We start from the raw sequence: 21397 nt of genomic DNA, 5'->3' as shown, positions 1-21397 counted from the left end.
TTATGCCTCGATTGTCGCTCACCCCGCTCGCCGCTGCGTTGTTGGTAATCTCCTGCACCGCTTCAGCCGGTCAAGTTCCGCGTGCTGCCGCACAACCGGACATCACGATTAGCGCCCAAGACCGTGTGTATACGGCGGAGCAGTTCTCCAACACGGTATCGGTGATTGATCCCAGCACGGAAAAATTGCTCGGCGTCATCACCCTGGGCGACAGCCAACCCAAGAACCTGAGCCCTCTGTATAAGGGGGAGCTACTGGTGCATGGCTTAGGGTTTTCGCCAGATGGGCGAACCTTGGCCGTCGTAGCGATAGGCTCGAACTCCGTGTCCTTCATCGACACCGCCAACAACCAGGTGAAGGGTAAAACCTATCTGGGTCGCGCGCCTCATGAAGCCTTCTTCACCCCTGACGGTAAAGAGCTTTGGGTCACGGTACGGGGCGAGGACTATATCGCCGTGATCGACCCGGTGACTTTCAAAGAGAAGACGCGTATTGGTGTACCGCCAGGCCCTGGCATGCAGATTTTCTCCCCTGATGGCCGCTATGGCTACGTCTGCTCCTCGTTCACTCCGGAAACCGTAGTGGTTTCGGTTGCCGAGCATCGAATTGTTGGCCGCGTCGCGCAGGCGAGTCCCTTCTGCCCCAACATCGCTGCGTCTGCAGATGGCCAACAGGTCTGGTTCACTCTAAAAGATGTCGGTAAGACCCAGGTGTTCGCAGCCAAACCGCCGTTCGGCTTGATTAAGACGCTTGATACTGGCGCGATCACTAATCACGTCAACTTGGTTCGCAATGCCCACGGAAGCTTCGCCTATGTAACGGTAGGCGGGGAAAATCGAGTCAAGGTCTTCCGAACCGATGACTTCAGCCAAGTCGCCAGCATTCCTGTTGGCGCTTTGCCCCACGGTCTCTGGCCGTCAGGAGATGGCACCCGGCTGTACGTGGGACTGGAGAATGCTGACAGTGTGGCCGTCATCAATACGCTGACCAATAGCGTTGAAACCACTGTACCCGTGGGGCAGGCGCCTCAGGCTTTGGTCTACGTTCCCAACGTCGCTACCCAGGGCGCTGGGCTGGCAAATCTCAAGCCTCTAGGAAGCGCCGCCAAGAGTATTCAGCTCGCCCTGGCTCCGCCGGGTGAGCACCAGCGTCATACCACTCAGGTGACACTTTTCGACCAGGGTTTGACACAGATCCTGCAGGCCTCGGTTACGGGCCTGGTGGCCAAGCAGCCCTACGTACTAGCGTTGGCTCGTCATGCAGACGGTAGCGGCGCTCTTGAGTCTCTCGCCGCTTTTCAAACCAATCCCGCCGGCGCAGCTATCGTGAATGCGGTAGGACCGATACGCCAACTGGTTCAGCAATCCCAGGCGGATGAACAGCGCTACCTCGTCATCGCACCTGGTGCAGCCGATGCGCCAGGTGCTCCCGTGCAAGTGCAAGTGCCCCAATCGAAATACCAATAACCATCGAGGTCCATCATGCTCAGACAAGTGTTGATTGCCACTGCCATTTTCTCCATGACAGGGCTGGCCTTGGCGGCCACGCCCGCCAAGGTTAGCAACACCACCTTGGGTAAGGTGCTTGTGGATGAAAAGGGTATGACGCTTTACACCTTCACCAAGGACAGCGAGGGTAAGTCCGCTTGCAATGGCCCGTGCGCCAAGAATTGGCCGCCGCTGATGGCACCGGCAGGGGCCAAGAGCGGTGACGGCTATACCGTAGTACAGCGTGATGATGGTAGCCAGCAATGGGCCTACAAGGGGCAGCCACTCTATACCTGGGTAAAAGACAGCAAGCCTGGTGAAACGACCGGTGAAGGCGTCAATCAAGTCTGGCACGTCGCCAAGCCTTGATTGTGGAGCAGTCCCTGCGGACAACAGGGACTGCTTATCTGCTCGGTAGATTACTTTTTAAATTATATTCAATTTTGTGGATAATCGAGCCGAGCTAGACTGATTGCATTCCTCAGCGGAGCTCACCTCATGACCTTAAAAGATGCTATAGCCCTGCGCACCGGCGGCAAGCCGCTCAGCCAGCTCAAGCAGCCACTCGAAGTCGTTCGCCAGTTCACCCCCAACTGGTTTGCGGCAACGATGGGCACCGGTATCTTGGCAATCGCCTTAGCGAGCTTTCCCGTGTCGGTACCTGGCTTGCGTCTGATCGCCGAAGGACTGTGGCTGTTCAATATCTTGCTTTTCGTTCTATTCAGCGGCTTGTATGCCGCCCGCTGGATCTTGTTCTACAACGAAGCCAAGCAAATTTTCGCCCACTCTACCGTATCGATGTTTTTCGGCACCATTCCAATGGGCTTGGCAACAATCATTAACGGGATGCTGATCTTCGGGCTGCCACGATGGGGTGAGGTGGCTGTCACGATTGCCACCGGACTATGGTGGGTCGATGCGGCCATGGCACTGGTGTGCGGAGTAGCGATTCCGTACCTGATGTTCACCCGTCAGCAGCACAGCATCGATCAAATGACAGCGGTATGGTTGCTACCTGTGGTGGCCGCCGAAGTGGCCGCTGCCAGTGGTGGCCTGTTGGCACCGCACCTAGCTGATGGCGGGCACCAATTCACCGTGCTGGTGACCAGCTATGTGCTTTGGGCTTATTCGGTACCTGTCGCCCTAAGTGTCCTCGTGATCCTGCTATTGCGGATGGCGCTGCACAAGCTGCCTCACGAGAACATGGCTGCATCGAGCTGGTTATCGCTGGGGCCCATCGGCACGGGTGCGTTGGGTCTGCTCGTGATGGGCAGCGACGCACCGGTTATCTTCGCTGCTCACGGTATGGCCGGAATTGGCGCCGTCGCGCAGGGGCTAGGCGTAATTGGCGGGATCCTACTGTGGGGACTCGGCTTGTGGTGGATGAGCCTTGCCATACTGATCACGTTGAAGTACGCGCGCCACGGCATCCCTTTCAACCTGGGATGGTGGGGTTTTACTTTTCCATTGGGCGTCTATGCCGTCACGACGCTACGTCTGGGAAGCACGCTTGGATCAGGCTTCTTTACCGTCTTCGGCGCCTTTTTAGTCGTCGCCTTGACTGCTCTGTGGGCGGTGGTGGCGGGACGCACCCTGGCCGGTGCCTACCGTGGGACGCTGTTCGTCTCGCCTTGCATTGCTCATCTGCAACCACGCAAATGAGGTCGATTAGGTAGCGCCTCGTTGAGCAACGCCACCAAGCCAGGACCATCAGCCCACTCTCTACGACGAGTGAGCTGATGAGTCCGCAAATGGGGCTCAGTGAAAGCTATCCCTTGATGCCGTTGGTTACCGCGGCCGCCTTAACCGATTCAAAGGTGCGTCAGCTCAGGACGAGGGTGACTCTGTCTCTTGGGAAGGGCGGTGGCGTCCTACCGTGCCAATCTCGGCAGGCGTCTTGATGTAGAACAGTGCCAAGTCTTCCGACTCGAGGCGTTGAAACAGCATGTCGTGTTGAATTTGAGTCAGCGCCATCGTCACCTGGATGGGCTGATCGGCAAGCTCAAAAAAATGAGCGGAGTGGCGTTTTCCATCTTGGCCGAAGCCTTCAGCCCCCACTGACAACGTTGCGCCACTTAGGTGAAGCTCTTTAGCAAGATCCAGAAGCCAATCTCCAATCTGCTGATGTTCATGGCGACGATTTTGTTCGGTATAGAACGTAACGAGATAGTCGTTCATGCGATTGCCTCTAGCGTGGGTGAAGCAGGTTGATGGTCAAGATACCCAGGGCTGTCATGCACAGGGACCCCACGACATGAACGCTGATTGCAGTCAGCGCCATGAGCAGCCTTCCTTGCTGGATTAGCATCAGTGTCTCAGCAGAAAACGTCGAGAAGGTGGTTAAGCCGCCGCAAAATCCGGTGATCAGAAACAGCCGCCATTCAGGCGCAATCCCGGGCCAAGCAGCGAAGATGGCTACGGCCATTCCGATGATGTAGCCACCTACAAGATTCGCAACGACCGTCCCAGGCGGGAGCGACGGGAACCAGGCATTTAGCTTCAAGCCCAGTATCCAACGGAGCCAGGCACCCAAGGTCGCACCGAGTGCGATGGCTATGAGCGGCTTCAGCATGGAACGTCTCCCAAGGGGAATGGAAGACTAGGGGCCGGGGAGGGATATGGTCGGTGCATAGCGCTGTCCTCGAAAAAGACAGGGCGCACCTACGCACCCTGCCAAGGGGTTACGTAGGCATCATCAGCACGAGGCGGTTTGAGGAGGAATGCCATCTCCTTAGCGGATCATAGCAGCGCAGCAGATGACTTTGAAGATGGCTCGTTCTTGAAGCCGACATGCCTGCCACTGCTTATTGAGACCCGGAGCATGCCTGCACTCCTCAAACGCCGAGGGTTTAGAAACCGATCGACTCTGCGGTAGCTATGAGGCAAACGTCCTATTCGTCACAGGTATTCACAGCTTTCGCTATTGCCAGACGATATTCAGCTGGACTGCGCCCACCCAGTGCCAATTTGATTCGCTCCTTATTGTAATAGTCGATATAGGCCCGAATTGCTACTGCCAGCTCCTCTACGCTTGAGAACCTGTTGCAGTGGAAAAGCTCAGATTTTAGTACTGCAAAAAAGCTTTCCATTGCCGCATTGTCGAGGCAATTGGCTCGCCTTGACATACTCTGAGTCAGTCCATGCTGACGGATCAGCTGTTGGTAGGCAGGGTATTGATAGTGCCAGCCTTGATCGGAATGGATGAGCGGTTTCTCATGAGGCCGAAGGGTCTTCAATCCGTCTTTCAACATACGTAAGACCATCTCGAACGATGGGCGCTCACTTATCTCGAAAGCCACAATTTCCTTATTGAAGAGGTCAAGAATCGGTGACAGGTATAGCCGGTTTTGATTGACACGAAACTCGGTTATGTCAGTCGCCCACCGCTGATTGGGCTGCGGTGCGGTAAAGCGGCGTTCCAACAGGTTAGGCGCCACGCAGGACTCCGGCCCTGTGAATGGACGATAGCGACGGCGTCGCAGCGTGCACTTTAACGACATTTCGCCCATCAGCCGCTGTACGGCCTTGTGATTGATCTGCTGCCCCTGATTGCGTAGCGCCTGCGTGATGCGGCGATAGCCATAGCGACCCCGATGATGCGTGAACATCGTCCGGATGCTCTCTTTGCGGGCACCTTGTTTGTCTGGTTGGCGAGTGACCTTGAGGTGGTAGTAGAAGCTGCTTCGAGGAAGACATGCTCCCTGAAGAAGCGCATCAAGTGGATATCGTGACCGCAACTCCTGCACGATAAGTGCTTTCTGCTGATTGTCCAGGTCACTGTCCTTAAGACCCAAGCTCATGGCTTTGCGCAGAAAGGCGTTTTTGACCTGCAGATAGGCAACCTGCTTTTCCAGCTCTCGGACTGGGTTTGCGATGTGGGGCTTGAAAGCGGATGGATCTGGAACGGGAAGAAGGGGCAAGGAATCACCTCTGCGTTTGCTGGCCAACCCCTCGATACCATACCTCTGCCACGCATTGACCCAGCGCTGCATTTGGGAGCGATTGAGATTAAATCGCTCACTAGCCCGTCGGATTGATAGGCCTTCGACGATCTGTCGCACCACCTCGATCTTGAAATCAATACTGTGATAACGATACCGCCTTTGTAGAGCCGCTTTTCCGTGATTGGCATAGGCGCCAATCCATCCTTTTACCTGCACCACGCTGACGTCATGCGCCCTAGCGAGGTGGCCGTAGCTGCAATCGCCCTTTTGGTATTGAGCGACGATCTTCAATTTGAACGCTAGAGAGTACTTGGGCATGGTACGCCTTCAAGGCAGCGTCCAACTTTCGGGGGTCATTTCACCGAAGGCGGAGCCCTTTCTGGTAGGGCTTTTACCCTTAGAGCCCCCTTCCATTCCCTCCTTTGCTCCAGCCCATTTTCGCCTCTAACCCCTTGATTGATGTGACAGGTAGCTCAGATCTCGACCGGCGTTAGCACAATGAAGCTGTTGCAGGCTAGTGAGCTGGGGCGTATAAGTGATGTCATAACGCAATCCCTCTAACGGTAGTATTGGGGTAAGCTCGATGAAATCGCCCGCTCAAAAACCTTTCGCCTCGAAAATCGGCCGTTTTGTCGCGATTCCATTTCGTGCTGAGGCAGCCTTTTGGCGGGTTTTCGAGCATGAAGGTCGGCTAAACCTTGTTGGCCAAGTCATCAAATGGTCAGTCCGTGCGTTAGGATTAGCGGCCTGTGCATATTTCCTGCTGCCGCTGCTCCTTCTGGTCTTAGCTGCTATCGCTGCTCTTACATTGTTGGGTGGGGGAAAAGGTTCTGCCCATGACGCATCTTCTTCTGAAGACAATCATCGATTCTTCGAAGAGGAAGGCCTGAGAGATGGGCTTTTTGGGCACGGTCACTACGACAAAGAAGGGAACAGATGGTAGGGCTATAAACTAGCCCTACTTGATTCGTTAATCTTGGCTTGGTGACCTGGATATTCCCTTCGTAGCGGCAGTCGATGCTGCGCTGCCAGCCTGACGTCCGATATTTCCGCTTTCCGTCTTGGCAGTCTGGGCACCAGTCGCCAGTGAGCTAGCAAGGCTTCCAGTCTGGAAGCCTGCCCAAGTCATAGCAGTCATCCAGAACGCCGGTAGTATCAGAAACATCGCCCCCATCACGTAGTTCAGCAGCATGTCTCCCTGCATGTTGCTCAGGCCGATGATGGGATCGAAGTTCGCGTGGGGCGCGGTGTTATTCACCTTGTAGATCCCAGTGCCGTACAGCGCATCCATGATCGTACTGTCGACCCACCTCGCCAGTTGCAGCCAGAAATCCACGAAGATCAGTGCGAACTGGGCAAACGTGAGCGTCATGGCCACCTTGAGGTCATAGGTCCCCAGTACCAGTACGATGGGGATGCAGATGATGAACGCCATCTTAAGGAAGGCCATCACCATCGGCGCGGCCTGCCGGACGCTGTCCATGGCCGGGAAGTAAGCGAGCGAGCCCACTGCCTGTCCAAGGCCAGCCGTGACCCTAGCGGCGTCGTTGTACAAAGAGCTGCCGATCTGGCCACCGTAGTCCCCGTAGACCTGCCCCTGCGTCAGCGTCTGCTTCTTCGGGGACACCAGGTCCCGAATCACTGAGTCATTCACCTCGTCTTGAGACATGAAGCTCGCCCACTTGGCCAGCTTGGTCAGGATGTTCGGTTCAACCTGTGCCAGCAGCCTTGCTCTGAGGCCCTTGGAGCCGTCCGACCACCATTGGGTGCAGGTGGGGTAGCCGCCTCCGCCAGTGGTCTGTGCCAAGCCTGCGTCCCGGGTGGCATCGTAGGGCCATGCCGTACGCGGGGTGTGGGAGCGGAAGCCCGAGCTACCATCGCTGTAGTAACCGCTCGTGCTGAGGAAGTACTTCGAGCCGATCCAGCTGACGTCCAGGTACTGCTTGTCGGTTAGGGTGGGCTGAGTCATGAACAGCTTGGCCCGAGCTCGTGCGTAGCAGTCGTTGGTGAAGTCGGCGACCTCCTGGGCGAGGAGGGGATTGTCGATCCGCTCGGCGTTGACCTCCATGCGCAGCTGCTGCAGATCCTGACCACAGGGAATGCTGGCCACGGCGCCCGCCGCCATGCCCTTCGACAAGGCGTGGACCACCATCCACCAGACCGGCACCTGGGCGCTCTTGCCGTTGAGGGTGCTGAACGAGGTCCCCCAGCCCGTTCCGTCCGGCTTGGGCACGTCGACCTGGCATTGCTTGGAGCGGGTCTGGTCGTACTGGATGGTCGAGAAGCTGACGTTCGCATTCGGGAGCGGCATTAGGCCGAGCATGATGACGACCAGGGCCACGAAGAACCGGTTCTCGATGCGCGCCAAGCTCAAGGCTCCCTTGTTGCCTTCGTCCTGGCCCTCGCCGCGGGCGCGGAGCCACTCCTGGATGATGATGGCGGCGAACGGCGCGGCAAACAGACCGGTCCCGCCGATCATCTCCCAGATGCCGCTGTTGATGATCCAGCCCACCAGGGTCAGGTAGTACTCGAGGTAGTCGTTGGTATAGAGCTGCATGGCGATCTCCTACAGCACGCCGGCGTTGCGCAGTTCGAAAAGGCCGATGACCGCCAGGGCCAGTGCCTCGCAGCGGTAGATACGGCCGCGCTCATCGGCCACGGCCATCAACCGACGCCTGACGGGCCGCCAGCAGCAGATCAATCCGGCGTATAGGCACAACCGCCACACCAGGAAGTGGCCATGGTGCTCGGCCTGCCACTGGCGGTAGCTCTGCAGGTCGCCGAAGCCCCAGGCCGTCACAAGTACGAAGCCCAGGGCGAGGGCTACCGCCAGCAGGAAGGGCCACAGCAGTGACCAGGTCAGGCCTAAACCGCGCCGACCGAAGCTGAGTACCGCTTGGGCGCGGCGAGACCAGGAGGAAGTTGTCATGGTCATTCGCCCTTCTTCGCCGGGTTCTCGGTGCGATCCAGCCGGTTCGGCAGCGGATCGCCCTGGAAGATGCCCTTGGAGGCGTCCTTGCGGATCGAGGCGCGCTGCAGGATGGTGGTCGGCGAGTTGCCGGCTAGCTCCCGGCGCATGTCCAGCTCGGTCTTGAGGTTCTGGATCTCGGCCTGCAGGTTGGCAGCGTTCTGGTCGACCTGCGTCTGGGCGACCTGGTTGGCGGCGACGTTGGGCTCCTGGCGGCCAGCGGCCAGGGTACGAACCAGCGACAGCGCCTTCTCGATGACATCGGCCAGGGAGACCTCGGAGACGAGCCGCTTGGCCAGCACGTCCTGGTCCTGTTCGGTGCGTAGCGACTCGATGATGCCGCGGGTGATCGGGATGGAATTGCTACCGGCCGCGGCCAGGTTCTCGGCTGTCATCGGCTGGGTGCCGGCGATCAGCGCATTCACCGCCTTGAGCTTGGTGTCGTAGGTTTCCTGAATCAGCGGGGTGAGGCCGACCCCGGCCTGGGTCACGGTCTTCTGGCAGTTGTCGCAGGTCTGCTGCTGTTGCTCGCCCAGTACCCGGGTGGCGAAGGTCGCGGCCTCCTGCGGCGACGACCAGGTGCTGCAGACGAGACCGCCGTTGCAACTGCTGGCCGGGATCGAGCCAGTGGCGGTGGGTGAGCGGCCACTGAGCATGTTGTAGCCGGCCTTGGTAACGTCGCCGACCACCTTGATGGGCTGCTGGCCGCTGCCCCCGGCTTTGCTCCCGCCGACCCAGGTGACGCCCTCATTCCCGCTCTTCTGCTCGACCTGGTTGATTGCGGCCACCGCATCGGTGGTGCCGGCAGCGGCCGACTTCATCGCCTCACCTTCGGCGAGCTTGTTCCAGCCGACCTGGCCGCCGGCGACATCGAGCATCTTGTCGGCGATGGCGCGGCAGGTGCCCTTCGAGCGATCAAAGTCCAGGCGTGCCTGGCCAATGCCGTTGGTGATGAGGTTGTACAGGCCCGGGTTGGCGCGCTGCAGGATCAAGCCGGGGAGGGAAGCAACGGCGCCGGTGGCGTTCTGCAGCACCGAACTCATGATGGTCTGGAAGCCCTGGGTGGCCCCGTTGAGCTGGTTCTGCAGGGTGTTGGTGAGGCTCATGTTTCCGCAGATCAGGTTGGTGTTCCAGCCACCGCCAATCTGGATGCTGTCCATGTTGCCGACGCTGCCCATCGATACGGCATTGCCGCCGCCGATGCTGTAGAGCACGTCGTCACCGATGACGCTGCCCTGGGACTGCACACGGTAGGGCTCGACCGCCTGGACAGCGCTGCCGAGGAGAAGGCTGGCCAGGCAGGTGCTGGCCAGCAGGGTGAGGCGAGTGGTACTCATGATCGACGGCTCCCTGATCATTGAAAGTCGGTGCTGCCCAGGAAAACCTGGCCTTCGCGCTTGCAGCAGCTGTAGGGGCGCCACAGCGCCCAGGCATAGGCGCCCACGGCGTCCTGAACGTGTGGGCCCGGGTTAGGGAAGGCTGCGCAGCTCTGGCTCAGCGTGGGTGTGAGCTCCTGCCACTTGCCGGTGGTGGCGTCGCCCTCAAGCAGCTCGCCTGCAGGCCAGTAGCCGTCCTCGGCCTGGGCCAGCAGCGACTGGTAGACGTGGATCTGGCCAGAGCGCGTGACCACGTCGCCGGCGCGCTGGGCCATGACCGCCGCGGCCTTGTAGTCATCGGGCTGATGCAGGAAACCGCTGCGTGGATAGACGTTGCCCCATAGGTCGCCGGACAAGGTGCCGCCCACTTCGCGCTTGCCCGGGATGAGGGCTTCCGGATAGACGGCCTCGGGGATGCCGTACCGCCAAGCCATGTAGTCGTAGTTGCTCAGCAGATACGGCATGTAGGCGGTACCGGCGCCCTTGCAGACATAGCCAGAGCCGCTGGCGAACTGGCTGAAGGCGTAGCCGCCCGGGTGGCCAATGACATCGGTGTTCTTGAAGCGCGCGCTGATCGTGGTGTTGGCCTGGGTCGCGCTGTCGCCCGGGTCATTGCCGCCGGCGGCGACACTGCTGGCGGGGCTGAAAGAGGCCATCTCCGTCCACGGGTTCTCGCCGGTATTGGCGTAGCTGGACACCACTGCATCGGGCACGAAGTGCCGTACCTTGGCCGAGGTCTTCACCTTGCAGCCGTAAGGGGTGCAGAAGAGCCAGTAGCAGATGCCGACCACCTTGTATTCGAGGCAGTCGGGCGAGAGCGAGGACGACACGATGGTGGCGGTGGTGACCGCTGCAGTGGCCTGCAGGCTGGTGGCCAGCGGTATCGCCAGGGCAAGGCGCCTTAGATGTTGCAGCTGCCGACTCATCGTCCGCTACTCCGGTAGCGCTCGATGCTGGCCACTGCGGCCGCCACGTCGGGCTGGCCATAGACCACATACTGACGATCCACCACGACCGCCGGCAGCTTGGCCACGCCCAGGCTCCAGGCATCAGCCACGTCCTGGTGCGCCTTGGCGAGGTCACGTCCCAGCTGCTGCGCGGAGGCCGAACGCATCCGCTGCTGCATGATGGCTACGGCCTGTCGCGGATCCGCCGGCAGGCCTTCGGAAAGCTTTTGCTCAAGGCGCTCCGGGGCATCCAAGTGCACAACCCGGGCGCCGGCGCTGTTGATGAGCGGATGAGTCGCGTCGGAGATGGCCAGCACATCCGCTGTGGCGAAGGGGACGCAGGCGGTGGCCAGGACAAAGCCCAGCAGGCGGGCTTTCAAGCCTGCTGAGAAGGTAGGGGGGGAAATGGGCATGCGCAGTACCAGGCAGAGAAGTGGCTGGTACAGGAAACGCGATCAGGAGGGCTGGGTCAGCGGGAAACCATATCTACGTCGCTGGAGGTTAAAACCATCTCAGCAGCTTGCAGAAAAGTGATAAAACAAAATGTAGTCATTTTGCTACCTTTTTGATAGCTTGATCCAAGGTGCTCACTTGGAGATCTGCCATGTTCAGTAATGACAACGCTACCGGAAAGCTAAACATTAGGTCTCTTCCACACGAGGTTTTGGCAGCTCTTGCCGATCTCGCAGCACGGAATGATCGATCTCTAGAGGCCGAAGCCCGCCATGCTTTGAAAGCATGGGTCAGGCCGACTGAGTCAACTCGTCAAGAAAGTACGCGGCTGGGTCAGATCTCTGAACGTCTCGAGTTTTTGGCAAGAAATATAGAGAAAGCATGCCCGTTTAAAGTCGCCAGTCCCTCTCGAATTGCAGAAGCCTTAGGGCTGACGCATGCCGTACCTGTAGAGCAATGGTTCCGTGGGCATGCTGAAGCTTCATTTGATGAGCTTGCAAACATCGCGAAGCTGATGGGCTGCCATAGTCAATGGCTCATACATGGAGAGGGTGCCCCTTATTCCTCGACTTATGTGCGTATACCAGAGCATGTTATTTCAGGTACAGAATTTCTATTTTTGCCAAATGACGATGGCTTGCGACCAAATCTGCACTTGGTGCGCAGCAAGGAAGAAACGGGAGGCTTTTTGTTTGTTCGGCAATACAGTGATTGGGATTATCAGGTTTTTCATACTCCTTATCATGTTAGTGACGTTATTGGGGCTGGCGGCGAGGCAAGTTTGGCCGCTTTAAGCTTGATTCTTAAAGGTGTCTACAGGGCATGGACGCAGCGTCAAAATTCCCAAGTCGAGGTACTCGGATATCTTGCTAGAAAGGAGGTTTTCGATGCGCTGATGGAGGGCTCCAGTCATCCTGCATCTATACTTAAGTCAGCTGAAAGAAGTTGCTGGTGGGAGGATTTCTGGGATGCAGATCAGTATGAAAAAAGCAATTATTGGGAGGGATGGCGTAGCATTACTCAGCGCATAGGCAGCGTGGTCAATGGCAACTCGCGCTTTTATGATCAGCACGCTGAGTTAGCCTCGCACACCTTTGATTTTTCTAACCGTCCAGCCAATGAATGAGATTTTATTGCAGTCCTTGGGCACAATCTGTAATGGTGCCCAGGGCTGCTAGCTAGTGTTTCAATTCGCGAGTGAATGGCTCAAATTTTGACAGGGTGGTCAAGAATATCTTTAAGGCTTTCGGTCGTGGTGTTGTGGTCTACTTTAATGAATAATGGTGTTCTGCTGAAGCTTATATGCAGAAGCTCTAGGTCGTTACGCTCTTGAATAGTGATTATGAGATTTATCCGATCTCTACGGGCTATGTGTTCCAGTTCGCGGATACTGTCAGGCACTGACGCTGGCTGCCATTTGTATAGTTCGTCTACTGCTATTATTTGACGGTTCAGATGAGCGGCGGAGTCAATAGTTAGTGCCGCGCCTGAATCATTGGGTCGATATAGTGCTATGTCATTAGGGTGCTTGCTAATGTATCTATCAATTAGCGAGGATTTTCCGCTGCCTGTCTTTCCGTGGAGAATGTATATAGCAGGTGCGTCGCATTTGTTGGGTCGCTGGCTTGGTTCATTAACGTTTATCATGCTGGTTACCAGGCAAGAAAATGACTGGTATAGAGAACGTCATTAGTTGGGCAGGGTCAGCAGGAAACCATATCTACGTCGCTGGAGGTTGAAATTCCCATATCCGGACGTATGGAGTCTGCTTCAGGTAAGGTGTCTCAGCGCTGCCAATGCATTGCCTACGGCTACCTGGTGCAGATGTTTCTCTTCTCGACGTCCCTGCCAATAGCCTCGGCGTTCGGCATACCGCACCGCGAGGGCAGCATCACCTCGGCGAAGGGCAGCCAGCATCTGTTCATCCGCGATGTCACGAAAGAGGGTGAAGAGCAATCGCTCGGCCGATTCCATGGCTTCGCGTTCACTGCCGTATGACTCCTGATGTTCATAGGCGCCTACTCGGAACAGCCACTGGTGACTGGATACCTGGGTGATTCGTGCCAGCTTGATCGGCGGAAGTGCACTACCGCTTTCAAATACGATCCTGGGCTTCGGCAATTCACCGGTCATACGGGGGAGGGAGGTATCAGCGGGATTGCTCATCTGAGTTGCCTGGCAGTGGAGAACGGTGGTGCGGGGTTTCGCGGCGTTGCATCTCGGCATCGATCATCCGCAGCAGATGGGTGAGGCGGCTGTTGAGCCGTCGTAGGGTCCGATCGGAAAGGCTGGCCAGCCAAGGGGGGACGTCATTGGCGCTGCTGCGCATCCGCATCTCCCTGACTTGCCAGCCAGTCCATGGCCGATAGCATGCCGGCCTCGTCAAGCATTGCCGGAAGCCGGATCGTACGGCCGGACCGATTGTCTCGGAGCTCGAAGGTCGGTGTAGCATCAATCCCCTTCTGCGCTGCAGTTGCGGTCTGCTCAGCGACTACACGCCGCACGGTCGTATTGTTCTGGATGCACGCCTCTAGGTGCTGCAGCGATACGGCTGGTTGCAGGCCGAGTTGGTCGATCGGCACTGCCAGGCCGGCGCCGTTGCCGCGGCTGTGCTGGTAGACGGCTTCGACCGCCTGCCAGAACACCGGATTGCCTCCGAACCAGCCCGCGCAGGTTACTAGCCGTGCTTCGTACTGGCCGGCAGCGCCGTGCATGGGCAGCGGCAAGTGATGCCACTGCCAGTTCAGCGCTTCGTGACGATCAATCAGTTGCTTGACCTGCGGATAGGCGTCCTTGCAGTAGGGACACTCTAGATCGCCGTACTCCACCAAAGTGAAGCGTGCGTTGATATTTCCGTAGATGAATGTCGGTGGTTCAGGATTGGTTTTAGCCTGAGCCTCGGCAGATGCCGGCGTGCTGCGCCCTTGTACAGCCAGAGCAACTAGCGCGCATACCAGCATTCCCATCAAGATCCCATAGAGCCCCCAAGGGGTAGCCAGGATTGGAGGCTTCTTCATGCCGAAGCCTCATGGGCAGAAGGCTGATCGAGTTGCCGGCTCAGCACGTCGCGATGCAGCACCTCCAGGAGCGCCTGTTGTGCGTCATCCGGCTGCGGATGCTTGGCCAGCCAGTCCTTGAGCGCCGTGTCGAGCTGGGCCTCGATCTCACGGCGATCCACCGCGCGTGATTTCACCGCCTGAAGGTTGCTGATCAAGACCGGCGCGCAGATCTGCAGGGCGGTGAGCGTCTCGGGCAGGTGCGGCTGCCGAAGCAAGCCGGTCAGGCTGTCGATGAGGTCCTGGGTGAATTGGTCCATCACTCTCATCGCCGTGCTCCTCGAGCCGGTGGCAGCTTGAAGGGGTAGGGTTCGATCCCCCGTAACCGGTCCAAACGGGCGGCGACGGCCAGCGCGGCGCCCAGCTCATCGGTGCCGAGCTCTTCCATCAGTTGGGCGCGCTCCGCCTTCTCCTCAGGCTCCGTCATAGCCAGCGCCAGATAGAGACTGGGCGGTACCGCACGGAAGAGTGTTTCCATCGATTTGGATAGCACCACGCCTTCGGTATAGGCGCCGCTCTGCTTGCGTGCCGACAGCATTAGCTCCTTCTGTGCGGTACTCAGATTGCGGAATTTGGAGATCTTCTCGACTTCATCCGGCGGCATGTTCAGGCAGATCCACCACTCGATCATGTTGAGCATCGGCGCGCCGGAAACCGGAATATCATCGATGTTCTGGGTCGCCAGCCAGAACCAGGCGCCGAGCTTCCGCCACATCTTGGTAATCTTCATCGCATAGGGCAGCAGCAGCGGGTGCTTGGTGATGATGTGCCCTTCGTCGGTCAGCTTGATTAGCGGCCGGCCCTTGTACTGGTCGCGCTCAGCGATGTTGTTGATCGAGTTCAGCAGTGAGATGTAGGCGATGCCGAGCTGTGCCTGATAGCCCTCACGGGCGTAGGTGGCAAAATCCACGACCGTCAGGTCGGCTTCGGGCCAGGGCGTGCCGGGCCGATTGAACATCTCACCATCGGCGCCCATGCAGAACATCTCCATGGCTTCGGCCATCTCCTGCAGGCGTTCGCGTCTTTTCTCAGGGACATTCTCGTCGTGCGCGGCCTCGCTCAGTGCGTCGCGCACGTCCTGGGTGAGCACTGTCCTCTCTGCCTTGGAGCAGGCCTTGGCGGCATTGATGATGGCGTGCCGGATGGCCGCGCGGTCGGCGCGTGTCATGCGTGCATCTTCTTTTTCTTCGCCGCCGGTGATCATCAGGCGAGCCACGATCTCCATCTCGCCGAGCACGTCGCGTTGATCGTCCTCCAGGTCGGGCTTCGGGCTGCTGGCTTCGTCTGAGGCGTCGAGGTCCTCGGCATCGAGCACGGCCACGTGAGCCGGATCCTCGGCCAGACGGATGGCGTCGGCGAAGGGCGCCAGGCTGACCCCGGCGCCGGGGACCAGGCGGACCTTATGGACGGTCAGGCCGAGGCGCTGAGCAAAGTCCGCCAGCAGCCCGAAGCTGTTACCGGCTTCGGCCACGAAGATGCGCGGCCGGTAAATGGCCAGCCACTGGATCAAGAGGTTGTTGAGGGTTGCCGATTTGCCAGCACCGGTAGGACCGAAAACGAAGCCGTGCGCATTCATCTGCCGATCGAGCTTACTGAGTGGATCGAAGGTCAATGGACTGCCACCGCGGTTGAATTGAGTGATGCCCGGATGTCCCGTTCCGGTTGAGCGGCCCCAGATGGGCGCCAGGTTGGCGACATGCTGAACCAGCATGAGCTGGGTGTACCACTGCAGCGCCCGCGGCTGGTTGGGATCGAAGTTGCCGGGCAGCCAGCGCAGGTAGCTGTTCAGTGCGGCAACCTCATCCTCCGGCCGCACCGGCTCGATGCCGGCGCTGGTCAGGGTATTGGTGAGATCGTTGCAGCGCCGCTCCAGCTCCTGCTCGTCTTTACCCCGGACATAGAAGGCCACGCTGCCCTGGTAGAGCTTGTGCTTGCGGCCGATCAGCTGACGGGCGTCCTTGATGGCCTCACGGGTGAGAGCAGAAGCCTGGTTGTCGCCGACGGCTTTCTTGTGCAGGTTGTTGAGATGGGCTTCGAGCGTGTCCTGGGGCGTGGCTACCAGCGTGATGGCCAGCACGGTGTCCTCGGGCATCTCATCGAAGAGGGCGTGCAGGGCATCACCAAAGGTGCGCTCGCCGGTAATGTGGCCGGTCCTCGGGGCAGTACGCAGCCGATCCAGCATCACCACACGATGGGGCTGGCCATCGAAGAACCACAGGCCCTTCTGCGCATCCGAGCGAGGCTCGCGGTACATCAGGCACTGGGAGAAATCGGTCCCGCTGGCCAGGAAGGGAATGGTGCCGTCGGCTAGCAGCTCGTCCTGGTCGACTGCGCTGTTGACGACCTCGAAAAATCGCTGCTGGTCCTTGGCCGAGGTGCCCAGGTGATCCGGGCACGGATTGAACCACTGCAGAAGCCAGTGGCGAATGGCGCGCTCGTCCATGCGATGAGCCTTCACGCCGGCGTTGCGCAGCGCGCCGGTCAGCCGGCTGCAGATGTTCGCAAGGTAGGCGGCAGGTGCCTGCCCCCTGACCAGACCGTCGCCGATGCTGCGGCGGGAAACGACCATCCGGACGCGCCGATGCTGGCCGCGCCAGGGGAGCTGGGACACGGCCGTGTCGGTGAACAGACCGCCCGGCTTGGCGATGGCATGCAGATGATGCTTCATCAGGCTCTGATAGACCTGAGTGAATTCGGAGCCGCGGGCGCGCGGCTGGATGTAGTTGGCCAGCCCCGTGAGATAGCCGTCGAACTGGATCTCGTCGAAGGCATAGAACTGGATGACCCAGGGACTCTGCTCCAGCTCATCGAAGGCGTCCTGCAGGGCGTTCTCCAGGGCGTCGCGGGCCTGCCGAAGCCAATTGGCTTCGCGGCCCTCAGTGCCGATCGGCACCAGGTCGAAGAACGCGGCCAGCGACTTGCCGTCTTCCAGCAGCATCGCCTGTTGCTCGGGCAGGTATTCGACCCAAGGCAGCAGGTTGGTGAAGCTGGGGTTGACCTGGTGCATGTTGGCGATGTCGGCGACCGTCGCAGGCTTCTCCTTGCCGGTCATCCAGGCACCTGGCTCAGGGATACCGTGCGCTCTCAGGCGATCCAGGTAGCGTTGGTAGGCGGCTTCCTCGTCGACCTCGAGGGCACGGGTGGCACGGATGGATTCAGGATGAATGACTGGCTCAGTGTTATCAGCTGGCTCATCGAGCGCTTGCTGGCTTTCCACCAGCGCTGGCTCAGCAGTCGAAGTCTTGGGGGTCTTCTTGCCACGCAGGCGTTCGAAAATGCCCATCAGTAGTTCTCCACCCGCTCACCGGGCATGGCGTACTGCACACGCTGGTAGAGCGGGAAAACGGTGGTGTAGCCGGGGATGGGAGCGGGGTCGGAGCCGGCCAGGTGCGGGAAGACGTACATGACCAGGTCCGGATTAGGCAGGCGCTTGAACTGGCTGTAGATCTCGTTCTGCGCGGTGCGCGAATAGCCGGCGTTGTCAACCAGCGGCCGAGCCTGGCTCGTGTCCACCGGACGGCGCAGCTCTGCCCGGGCATCGACCAGTTGGCGACCCTGGCTGCTGCCGGCCGAACCGGTGGTACCGGCATTCCAGACGTCCATCATGGTCTGGTCGCCATGGGGGAGTATCTTCTCCTTGTCGACCGCGCAGCCGCTGGCCAGCAGGGCCAGGGCCAGTACAGCCGCTATCTGAAGTCGTGTGCGATTAATCGAGGGCAGCCGAGGCATGGCGAGCTCCTGTCCGATAGTCGACCTTGCGGCCCTTGAGTTCGGAGTCGATGGCCAGCTCCTGGTCGAGGTGGATGGCCACCTTCGCCCCGGGCTGCACGTAGACGGCGGCGAAGGCCTGGCCGTAGAGCTTGTTCACCCAGGTGGAGATGTCGTTGACGCCTTGGCCGATGATCTTGCCCATGGCTTCATTGCCGGACATGCCGCTCGTGCCGATGGTGCCGTTCGGGGTCTGGACGTAGCTTGAGGTAGTGCCGTCGTTCTTAATCAGCGAGGCGGCGCCGGCGCCGGCAGCGGTGATGAGGGCCTGGGAGCCGATGTACTGGGCGGCGTTGCTGCGGCGCTCGCCGGCGACGCACGGGATACCGTAGGGGTCGCTGATCCAGCCCATGCCACCCTGGACAGCAGCAGGCTGGCCGTTGGTTGAGGCGTTCTGGTTGTTCTGGCCGTTGTTCTGCTGACCAGCGTTTTCCTGCGGCGCCGGCAGGGTACGCAAGGTTCCGTCGGTGAAGACGAAGGTCATGCTGCGGATCTGGCCGCGCACGCAGGACAGCGTCCAGTCACCCGAGGCCGTCCCGCTGACCACGGCGCCGGCGACGTCGGGCAGGTCGATGCCGTTGGCGGTCAGGTTGTCTGGGCCGATCAGGACCTTGAAGGGGTAGGGATCGTTGACCGTGCCGTCCACCGGCACGCGGCCCACCAGGGCGGTCATGGACACCGAACCCATCAGCGTCGAGTTCTGCGGCAGGGTGTAGACCTTGCGGACCTTCTTGCGGGACTGCTCATCCCCGCCCATGCCATCGGCTCCGCGCTGCGCACCACCTGAGGCAGCATCCAGCGTCTTCTGGCCGGCGGCGCCGAAGGCGGTCGGGAAGGCGAACCCGCTGGCGGCCTGGCTGCTTCCGGCAGCAAGGGGCTTGCCATTGGCGTCGACGGCGGTGCCATCCTGCGGCTCGATCCAGACGAGATCCGAGCCTCCTTTCTTGAACTGATTGCCTTCCCCAGGAGCGATGCCAAGTCCGATAGGCATGTCGGCGCTGGAGCCAGCACCGCTGCCCGTCTGGTTGCCCATCTGCGACAGGGTGTTGAGCTGCTTCTGCAGACCATCGAACAGACCCTGTGTCTGCTTCTGCTGGTTCTCCAGGCCCTGGTTGATGCCTGCCTGAACGCGACTATCGACCGTGGCGTTGATATTGTTCAGCTGAGCCTTGAGAGCGTCGTTCTCCCGCTTGGCCTCCTCGTTGTCCCTCAGGGCCTTGCTCATCTGCTCTTTGAGCTGCCGGCTCTCGACGACGATGGTGCGCAAAGTGTCGTTGGCCGTGTCGCCCTCGATCCCCAGCGCCTTGGCCTGCTCAGGCGTGAGCTGGGCGGACTGTGGCTGTTCGGGCGTTTGCGGCTTGCCCTTGCCGAGTAGGGTCACGCCGACATAGACCACGAGGACCAGAACCCCCAGCAGCGCATACTTGAGGAGTGGATTACTTCTGAGCTGCATGGCGGGCCTCCGTGGTGACGCGAGGATCTGCAGCGCCCAGGCTGGGAAGCAGTGACTGACCAAGGCCATGATCCCGGGTGACCAGGTAGAGCACGGTGGTGTCGCTGGCATCGCCCCGGGCGCCGAGGTAGGGATGCTGGAAGGTCGCGGTGGCGAAGTCGCCCATGAGCTCTCGCGGATCCAGGGCCAGGCGCTGGCCGGTCTGGTTGCGCAGCTTCACGGCAGTTACCCAGTGATCGTCCAGGCGCCAGGCGCCCAGCTGACTGGCCTCAACCGGCAGCGCTGGCAGCAGCGTCGACAGGTCCAGGCGCTTGTCGATCCTGACCTGGGCGACGCCGTCGACCGGCTCCACGGTGCGCAACGGCGCATAGAGCATCTGGGCGGCGTAGCGGGTGAGCACGACAGGAATCGGCGTCTCCCGCTTGGGCGGGGCTGGCTCGTCCTCATCCTCATCGGTTTGCCGGCTTGCCTTGGCTGTGGCCTTCGAGGCACTGCTTCCACTGGTCGAAGCTGCCTGGCCATATCGGGGCGGCGTGGTATCACCTGGCACGATCTTGATCGGCTCGAGTGCTGCCTGGCCTTCCTGGGCCGGTGTTGCGGCGATGTCGACCAGCATGATCTCGCCGGTGGCCGCATTCTGCAGCTGCAGTCGGCTGGGCTCGATCGGGTCTTTGGCCCGGAGATAGATCGCGCCACCGGTGCTCTGCACCCTGAGCTTGTCCGCGATGGCGGGAGGGACGCCGACCCGAACGTTGGCATCAACGAATAGGATTCGCTCCTGGCCCACCACGAGCGGGATGGCCAGGGGGACACGCTCCCATTTACGGATCTCGATGGCCTGGGCAAAGCTGCTCAGCAGCAGGCCGCCCAGCACCAGGACGAGGGAGTGGCGGGATCTCATGGTGTACCTCGAGCTTTGACTTCGACGCCGGCTTCGATCCGCTGCGGCTGACCGCTGTAGCAGTCCCACTTCATGCCCCAGGGGTTCTTCTCGGGATCGACGTCGGATCTGACGATATGGAGCGGGTAGCGCGTGAGCGCCGTCTTGACCTTCTCGCCACCCAGGTACTCGTTGGCAACGACATCGAGCATGACCGTCCACTCGCTGTTGCCGAGCAGCTGAACGCGGCGGGCGGGGTCATCGCCGTAGCCTGATCCGGGGATCTCCGCGACGTTGCGCACGCGTTTGCGCAGCTCACCGCTGTTGCGTTTGAGCGCTTCGTCCCCCTCCAGATAGGCCTTGCACGAAGGGGTAATGAAAGGGGTCAAGCGAGCGATGTTGTCGCTGTAGTTCTTCTCGCCATCGGAGGGCCAGCTGTTCATCTGCTGGAAGATGTATAAGGCGTAGGAATAGACCGACTCCGGAGGAATCTCCCACCAGGGGCGTGTGCTGCCGGAGCGCAGGTCTGGCGGCACGTGTACGGTTAGGTCCTTGGGCGCGCTGTACCAGCCGTAGCCATTCCAGATCGCGATGCCGCTGACCAGGCCCAAGGCTAGGCGCAGGGTGGTGATATGGGCGCGCTGCGAATCGGACAGCTTCCACGCGCGGCTCATAGCCCCACCATCCGCTTGCAGGTCCAGGCGCCGCTACGGATGACCAGGCGGCGACCCGCCAGCCCCCAGTGCGCAAGACGCCACTCGACTTGGCGCCAGAGCCAGGTTTCCGGGCGGCCGCGCTTCCAGCGACGCAGGATTCGTCCAGCGGATACCAGGCCCAGGGTCCCACACGCCAGCGCGGCGAAGATCGGCATGGCTGGTGTGATGAAAAACGCAAACGGGATACCCACTGCGAATCCAAACGCAGCACAGATGCCGACCGTGGCGAACATCTCGTCGGTGGTCAGGCCGCCGACGACGACGGGTTGAGTATTGAGGCGGTTCGGCAGGAAGCGAAGGGTGCCGTCCTCATGCAGGTCTTGAGTGATGTCCATCGGCGCCGTCCTGC

22 protein-coding genes and 1 riboswitch are annotated in these 21397 nt (G+C 60.1%); of the genes, 5 read left to right on the top strand and 17 right to left on the bottom strand.

Features of this window, described 5'->3' with window-relative positions; all coding sequences use genetic code 11:
* The first annotated feature begins 2 nt into the window (after positions 1–2).
* The 3 genes from BGI51_RS22725 (at position 3) to BGI51_RS22715 (ending at position 3149) form a co-directional block, all read left to right on the top strand.
* On the top strand, positions 3–1466 hold the full coding sequence (locus tag BGI51_RS22725) for a YncE family protein (RefSeq protein WP_187979858.1): 1464 nt from the start codon (positions 3–5) through the stop codon (positions 1464–1466).
* Between the two features lie 15 nt (positions 1467–1481).
* The gene (locus BGI51_RS22720; RefSeq protein ID WP_187979857.1) at positions 1482–1856 is read left to right on the top strand and encodes a COG4315 family predicted lipoprotein; all 375 of its coding nucleotides are present in this window, start codon (positions 1482–1484) and stop codon (positions 1854–1856) included.
* 129 nt (positions 1857–1985) lie between these two features.
* Positions 1986–3149: a TDT family transporter gene (locus BGI51_RS22715; RefSeq protein ID WP_074528233.1), complete on the top strand. Its 1164-nt coding sequence runs from the start codon at positions 1986–1988 to the stop codon at positions 3147–3149.
* Between the two features lie 165 nt (positions 3150–3314).
* Here BGI51_RS22715 and BGI51_RS22710 read toward each other — a convergent pair whose 3' ends face one another.
* The 3 genes from BGI51_RS22710 to BGI51_RS22700 form a co-directional block, all read right to left on the bottom strand.
* A complete protein-coding gene (locus tag BGI51_RS22710; protein ID WP_074528232.1) occupies positions 3315–3665 on the bottom strand; it encodes a DUF190 domain-containing protein in 351 nt (116 codons plus the stop codon).
* 10 nt (positions 3666–3675) lie between these two features.
* Positions 3676–4059 (bottom strand): fluoride efflux transporter CrcB, encoded by a 384-nt coding sequence (gene crcB, locus BGI51_RS22705; protein WP_027597932.1) that lies wholly within the window; start codon positions 4057–4059, stop codon positions 3676–3678.
* A 107-nt stretch (positions 4060–4166) separates the two neighbouring features.
* Positions 4167–4227, bottom strand: a riboswitch (Fluoride riboswitch).
* Between the two features lie 151 nt (positions 4228–4378).
* The gene (locus BGI51_RS22700) at positions 4379–5749 is read right to left on the bottom strand and encodes an IS3 family transposase (protein WP_187979856.1); all 1371 of its coding nucleotides are present in this window, start codon (positions 5747–5749) and stop codon (positions 4379–4381) included.
* 265 nt (positions 5750–6014) lie between these two features.
* Here BGI51_RS22700 and BGI51_RS22695 point away from each other — a divergent pair, with 265 nt between their 5' ends.
* Complete coding sequence (locus BGI51_RS22695; RefSeq protein WP_187979855.1) at positions 6015–6374, top strand: DUF3742 family protein; 360 nt, start codon at positions 6015–6017, stop codon at positions 6372–6374.
* A gap of 27 nt (positions 6375–6401) precedes the next feature.
* On the opposite strand, the gene BGI51_RS22690 is transcribed toward BGI51_RS22695, so the two are convergent.
* From BGI51_RS22690 to BGI51_RS22670, 5 genes are read right to left on the bottom strand one after another with little or no spacing between them, the layout of a single operon-like run.
* Complete coding sequence (locus BGI51_RS22690; RefSeq protein ID WP_187979854.1) at positions 6402–7988, bottom strand: conjugal transfer protein TraG N-terminal domain-containing protein; 1587 nt, start codon at positions 7986–7988, stop codon at positions 6402–6404.
* Positions 7989–7997: 9 nt separating this feature from the next.
* Positions 7998–8360: a hypothetical protein gene (locus BGI51_RS22685; protein ID WP_187979853.1), complete on the bottom strand. Its 363-nt coding sequence runs from the start codon at positions 8358–8360 to the stop codon at positions 7998–8000.
* A 2-nt stretch (positions 8361–8362) separates the two neighbouring features.
* On the bottom strand, positions 8363–9736 hold the full coding sequence (locus BGI51_RS22680) for an integrating conjugative element protein (protein ID WP_187979852.1): 1374 nt from the start codon (positions 9734–9736) through the stop codon (positions 8363–8365).
* A gap of 17 nt (positions 9737–9753) precedes the next feature.
* Positions 9754–10701, bottom strand: coding sequence for a TIGR03756 family integrating conjugative element protein (locus tag BGI51_RS22675; RefSeq protein ID WP_187979851.1), 948 nt, complete (start codon positions 10699–10701; stop codon positions 9754–9756).
* Positions 10698–11135, bottom strand: a complete 438-nt coding sequence (locus BGI51_RS22670) for a TIGR03757 family integrating conjugative element protein (RefSeq protein ID WP_252977171.1) — start codon at positions 11133–11135, stop codon at positions 10698–10700. The genes BGI51_RS22675 and BGI51_RS22670 overlap by 4 nt, the downstream gene beginning before the upstream one ends.
* A 191-nt stretch (positions 11136–11326) precedes the next feature.
* On the opposite strand from BGI51_RS22670, the gene BGI51_RS22665 reads away from it, so the two are divergent.
* Positions 11327–12301, top strand: coding sequence for a helix-turn-helix domain-containing protein (locus BGI51_RS22665; RefSeq protein ID WP_187979850.1), 975 nt, complete (start codon positions 11327–11329; stop codon positions 12299–12301).
* Between the two features lie 644 nt (positions 12302–12945).
* On the opposite strand, the gene BGI51_RS22660 is transcribed toward BGI51_RS22665, so the two are convergent.
* The 9 genes from BGI51_RS22660 to BGI51_RS22620 form a co-directional block, all read right to left on the bottom strand.
* A complete protein-coding gene (locus tag BGI51_RS22660) occupies positions 12946–13341 on the bottom strand; it encodes a hypothetical protein (protein ID WP_187979849.1) in 396 nt (131 codons plus the stop codon).
* A 143-nt stretch (positions 13342–13484) separates the two neighbouring features.
* Entirely contained in the window at positions 13485–14192 is a 708-nt protein-coding gene (locus BGI51_RS22655) for a DsbA family protein (protein WP_187979848.1), read from the bottom strand.
* Positions 14189–14500 (bottom strand): hypothetical protein, encoded by a 312-nt coding sequence (locus tag BGI51_RS22650; RefSeq protein ID WP_187979847.1) that lies wholly within the window; start codon positions 14498–14500, stop codon positions 14189–14191. The genes BGI51_RS22655 and BGI51_RS22650 overlap by 4 nt, the downstream gene beginning before the upstream one ends.
* A complete protein-coding gene (locus tag BGI51_RS22645; protein ID WP_187979846.1) occupies positions 14497–17514 on the bottom strand; it encodes a conjugative transfer ATPase in 3018 nt (1005 codons plus the stop codon). The genes BGI51_RS22650 and BGI51_RS22645 overlap by 4 nt, the downstream gene beginning before the upstream one ends.
* Entirely contained in the window at positions 17514–17960 is a 447-nt protein-coding gene (locus tag BGI51_RS22640) for a TIGR03751 family conjugal transfer lipoprotein (RefSeq protein WP_187979845.1), read from the bottom strand. Before BGI51_RS22640 ends, BGI51_RS22645 begins: the two co-directional genes overlap by 1 nt.
* Entirely contained in the window at positions 17938–19452 is a 1515-nt protein-coding gene (locus BGI51_RS22635) for a TIGR03752 family integrating conjugative element protein (RefSeq protein ID WP_187979844.1), read from the bottom strand. The genes BGI51_RS22640 and BGI51_RS22635 overlap by 23 nt, the downstream gene beginning before the upstream one ends.
* On the bottom strand, positions 19436–20353 hold the full coding sequence (locus BGI51_RS22630) for a TIGR03749 family integrating conjugative element protein (protein WP_187979843.1): 918 nt from the start codon (positions 20351–20353) through the stop codon (positions 19436–19438). Before BGI51_RS22630 ends, BGI51_RS22635 begins: the two co-directional genes overlap by 17 nt.
* Positions 20350–21006 (bottom strand): PFL_4703 family integrating conjugative element protein, encoded by a 657-nt coding sequence (locus BGI51_RS22625; protein ID WP_187979842.1) that lies wholly within the window; start codon positions 21004–21006, stop codon positions 20350–20352. The genes BGI51_RS22630 and BGI51_RS22625 overlap by 4 nt, the downstream gene beginning before the upstream one ends.
* A complete protein-coding gene (locus BGI51_RS22620) occupies positions 21003–21383 on the bottom strand; it encodes a TIGR03750 family conjugal transfer protein (RefSeq protein ID WP_187979841.1) in 381 nt (126 codons plus the stop codon). Before BGI51_RS22620 ends, BGI51_RS22625 begins: the two co-directional genes overlap by 4 nt.
* Positions 21384–21397 lie beyond the last annotated feature (14 nt).

It is taken from the genome of Pseudomonas oryzihabitans, assembly GCF_014522265.1.
Classification (GTDB): Bacteria; Pseudomonadota; Gammaproteobacteria; order Pseudomonadales; family Pseudomonadaceae; genus Chryseomonas; species Chryseomonas aestiva.
The sequence above is the reverse complement of the archived record's forward strand: the minus strand, read 5'-3'. Positions and strand labels throughout refer to the sequence as shown.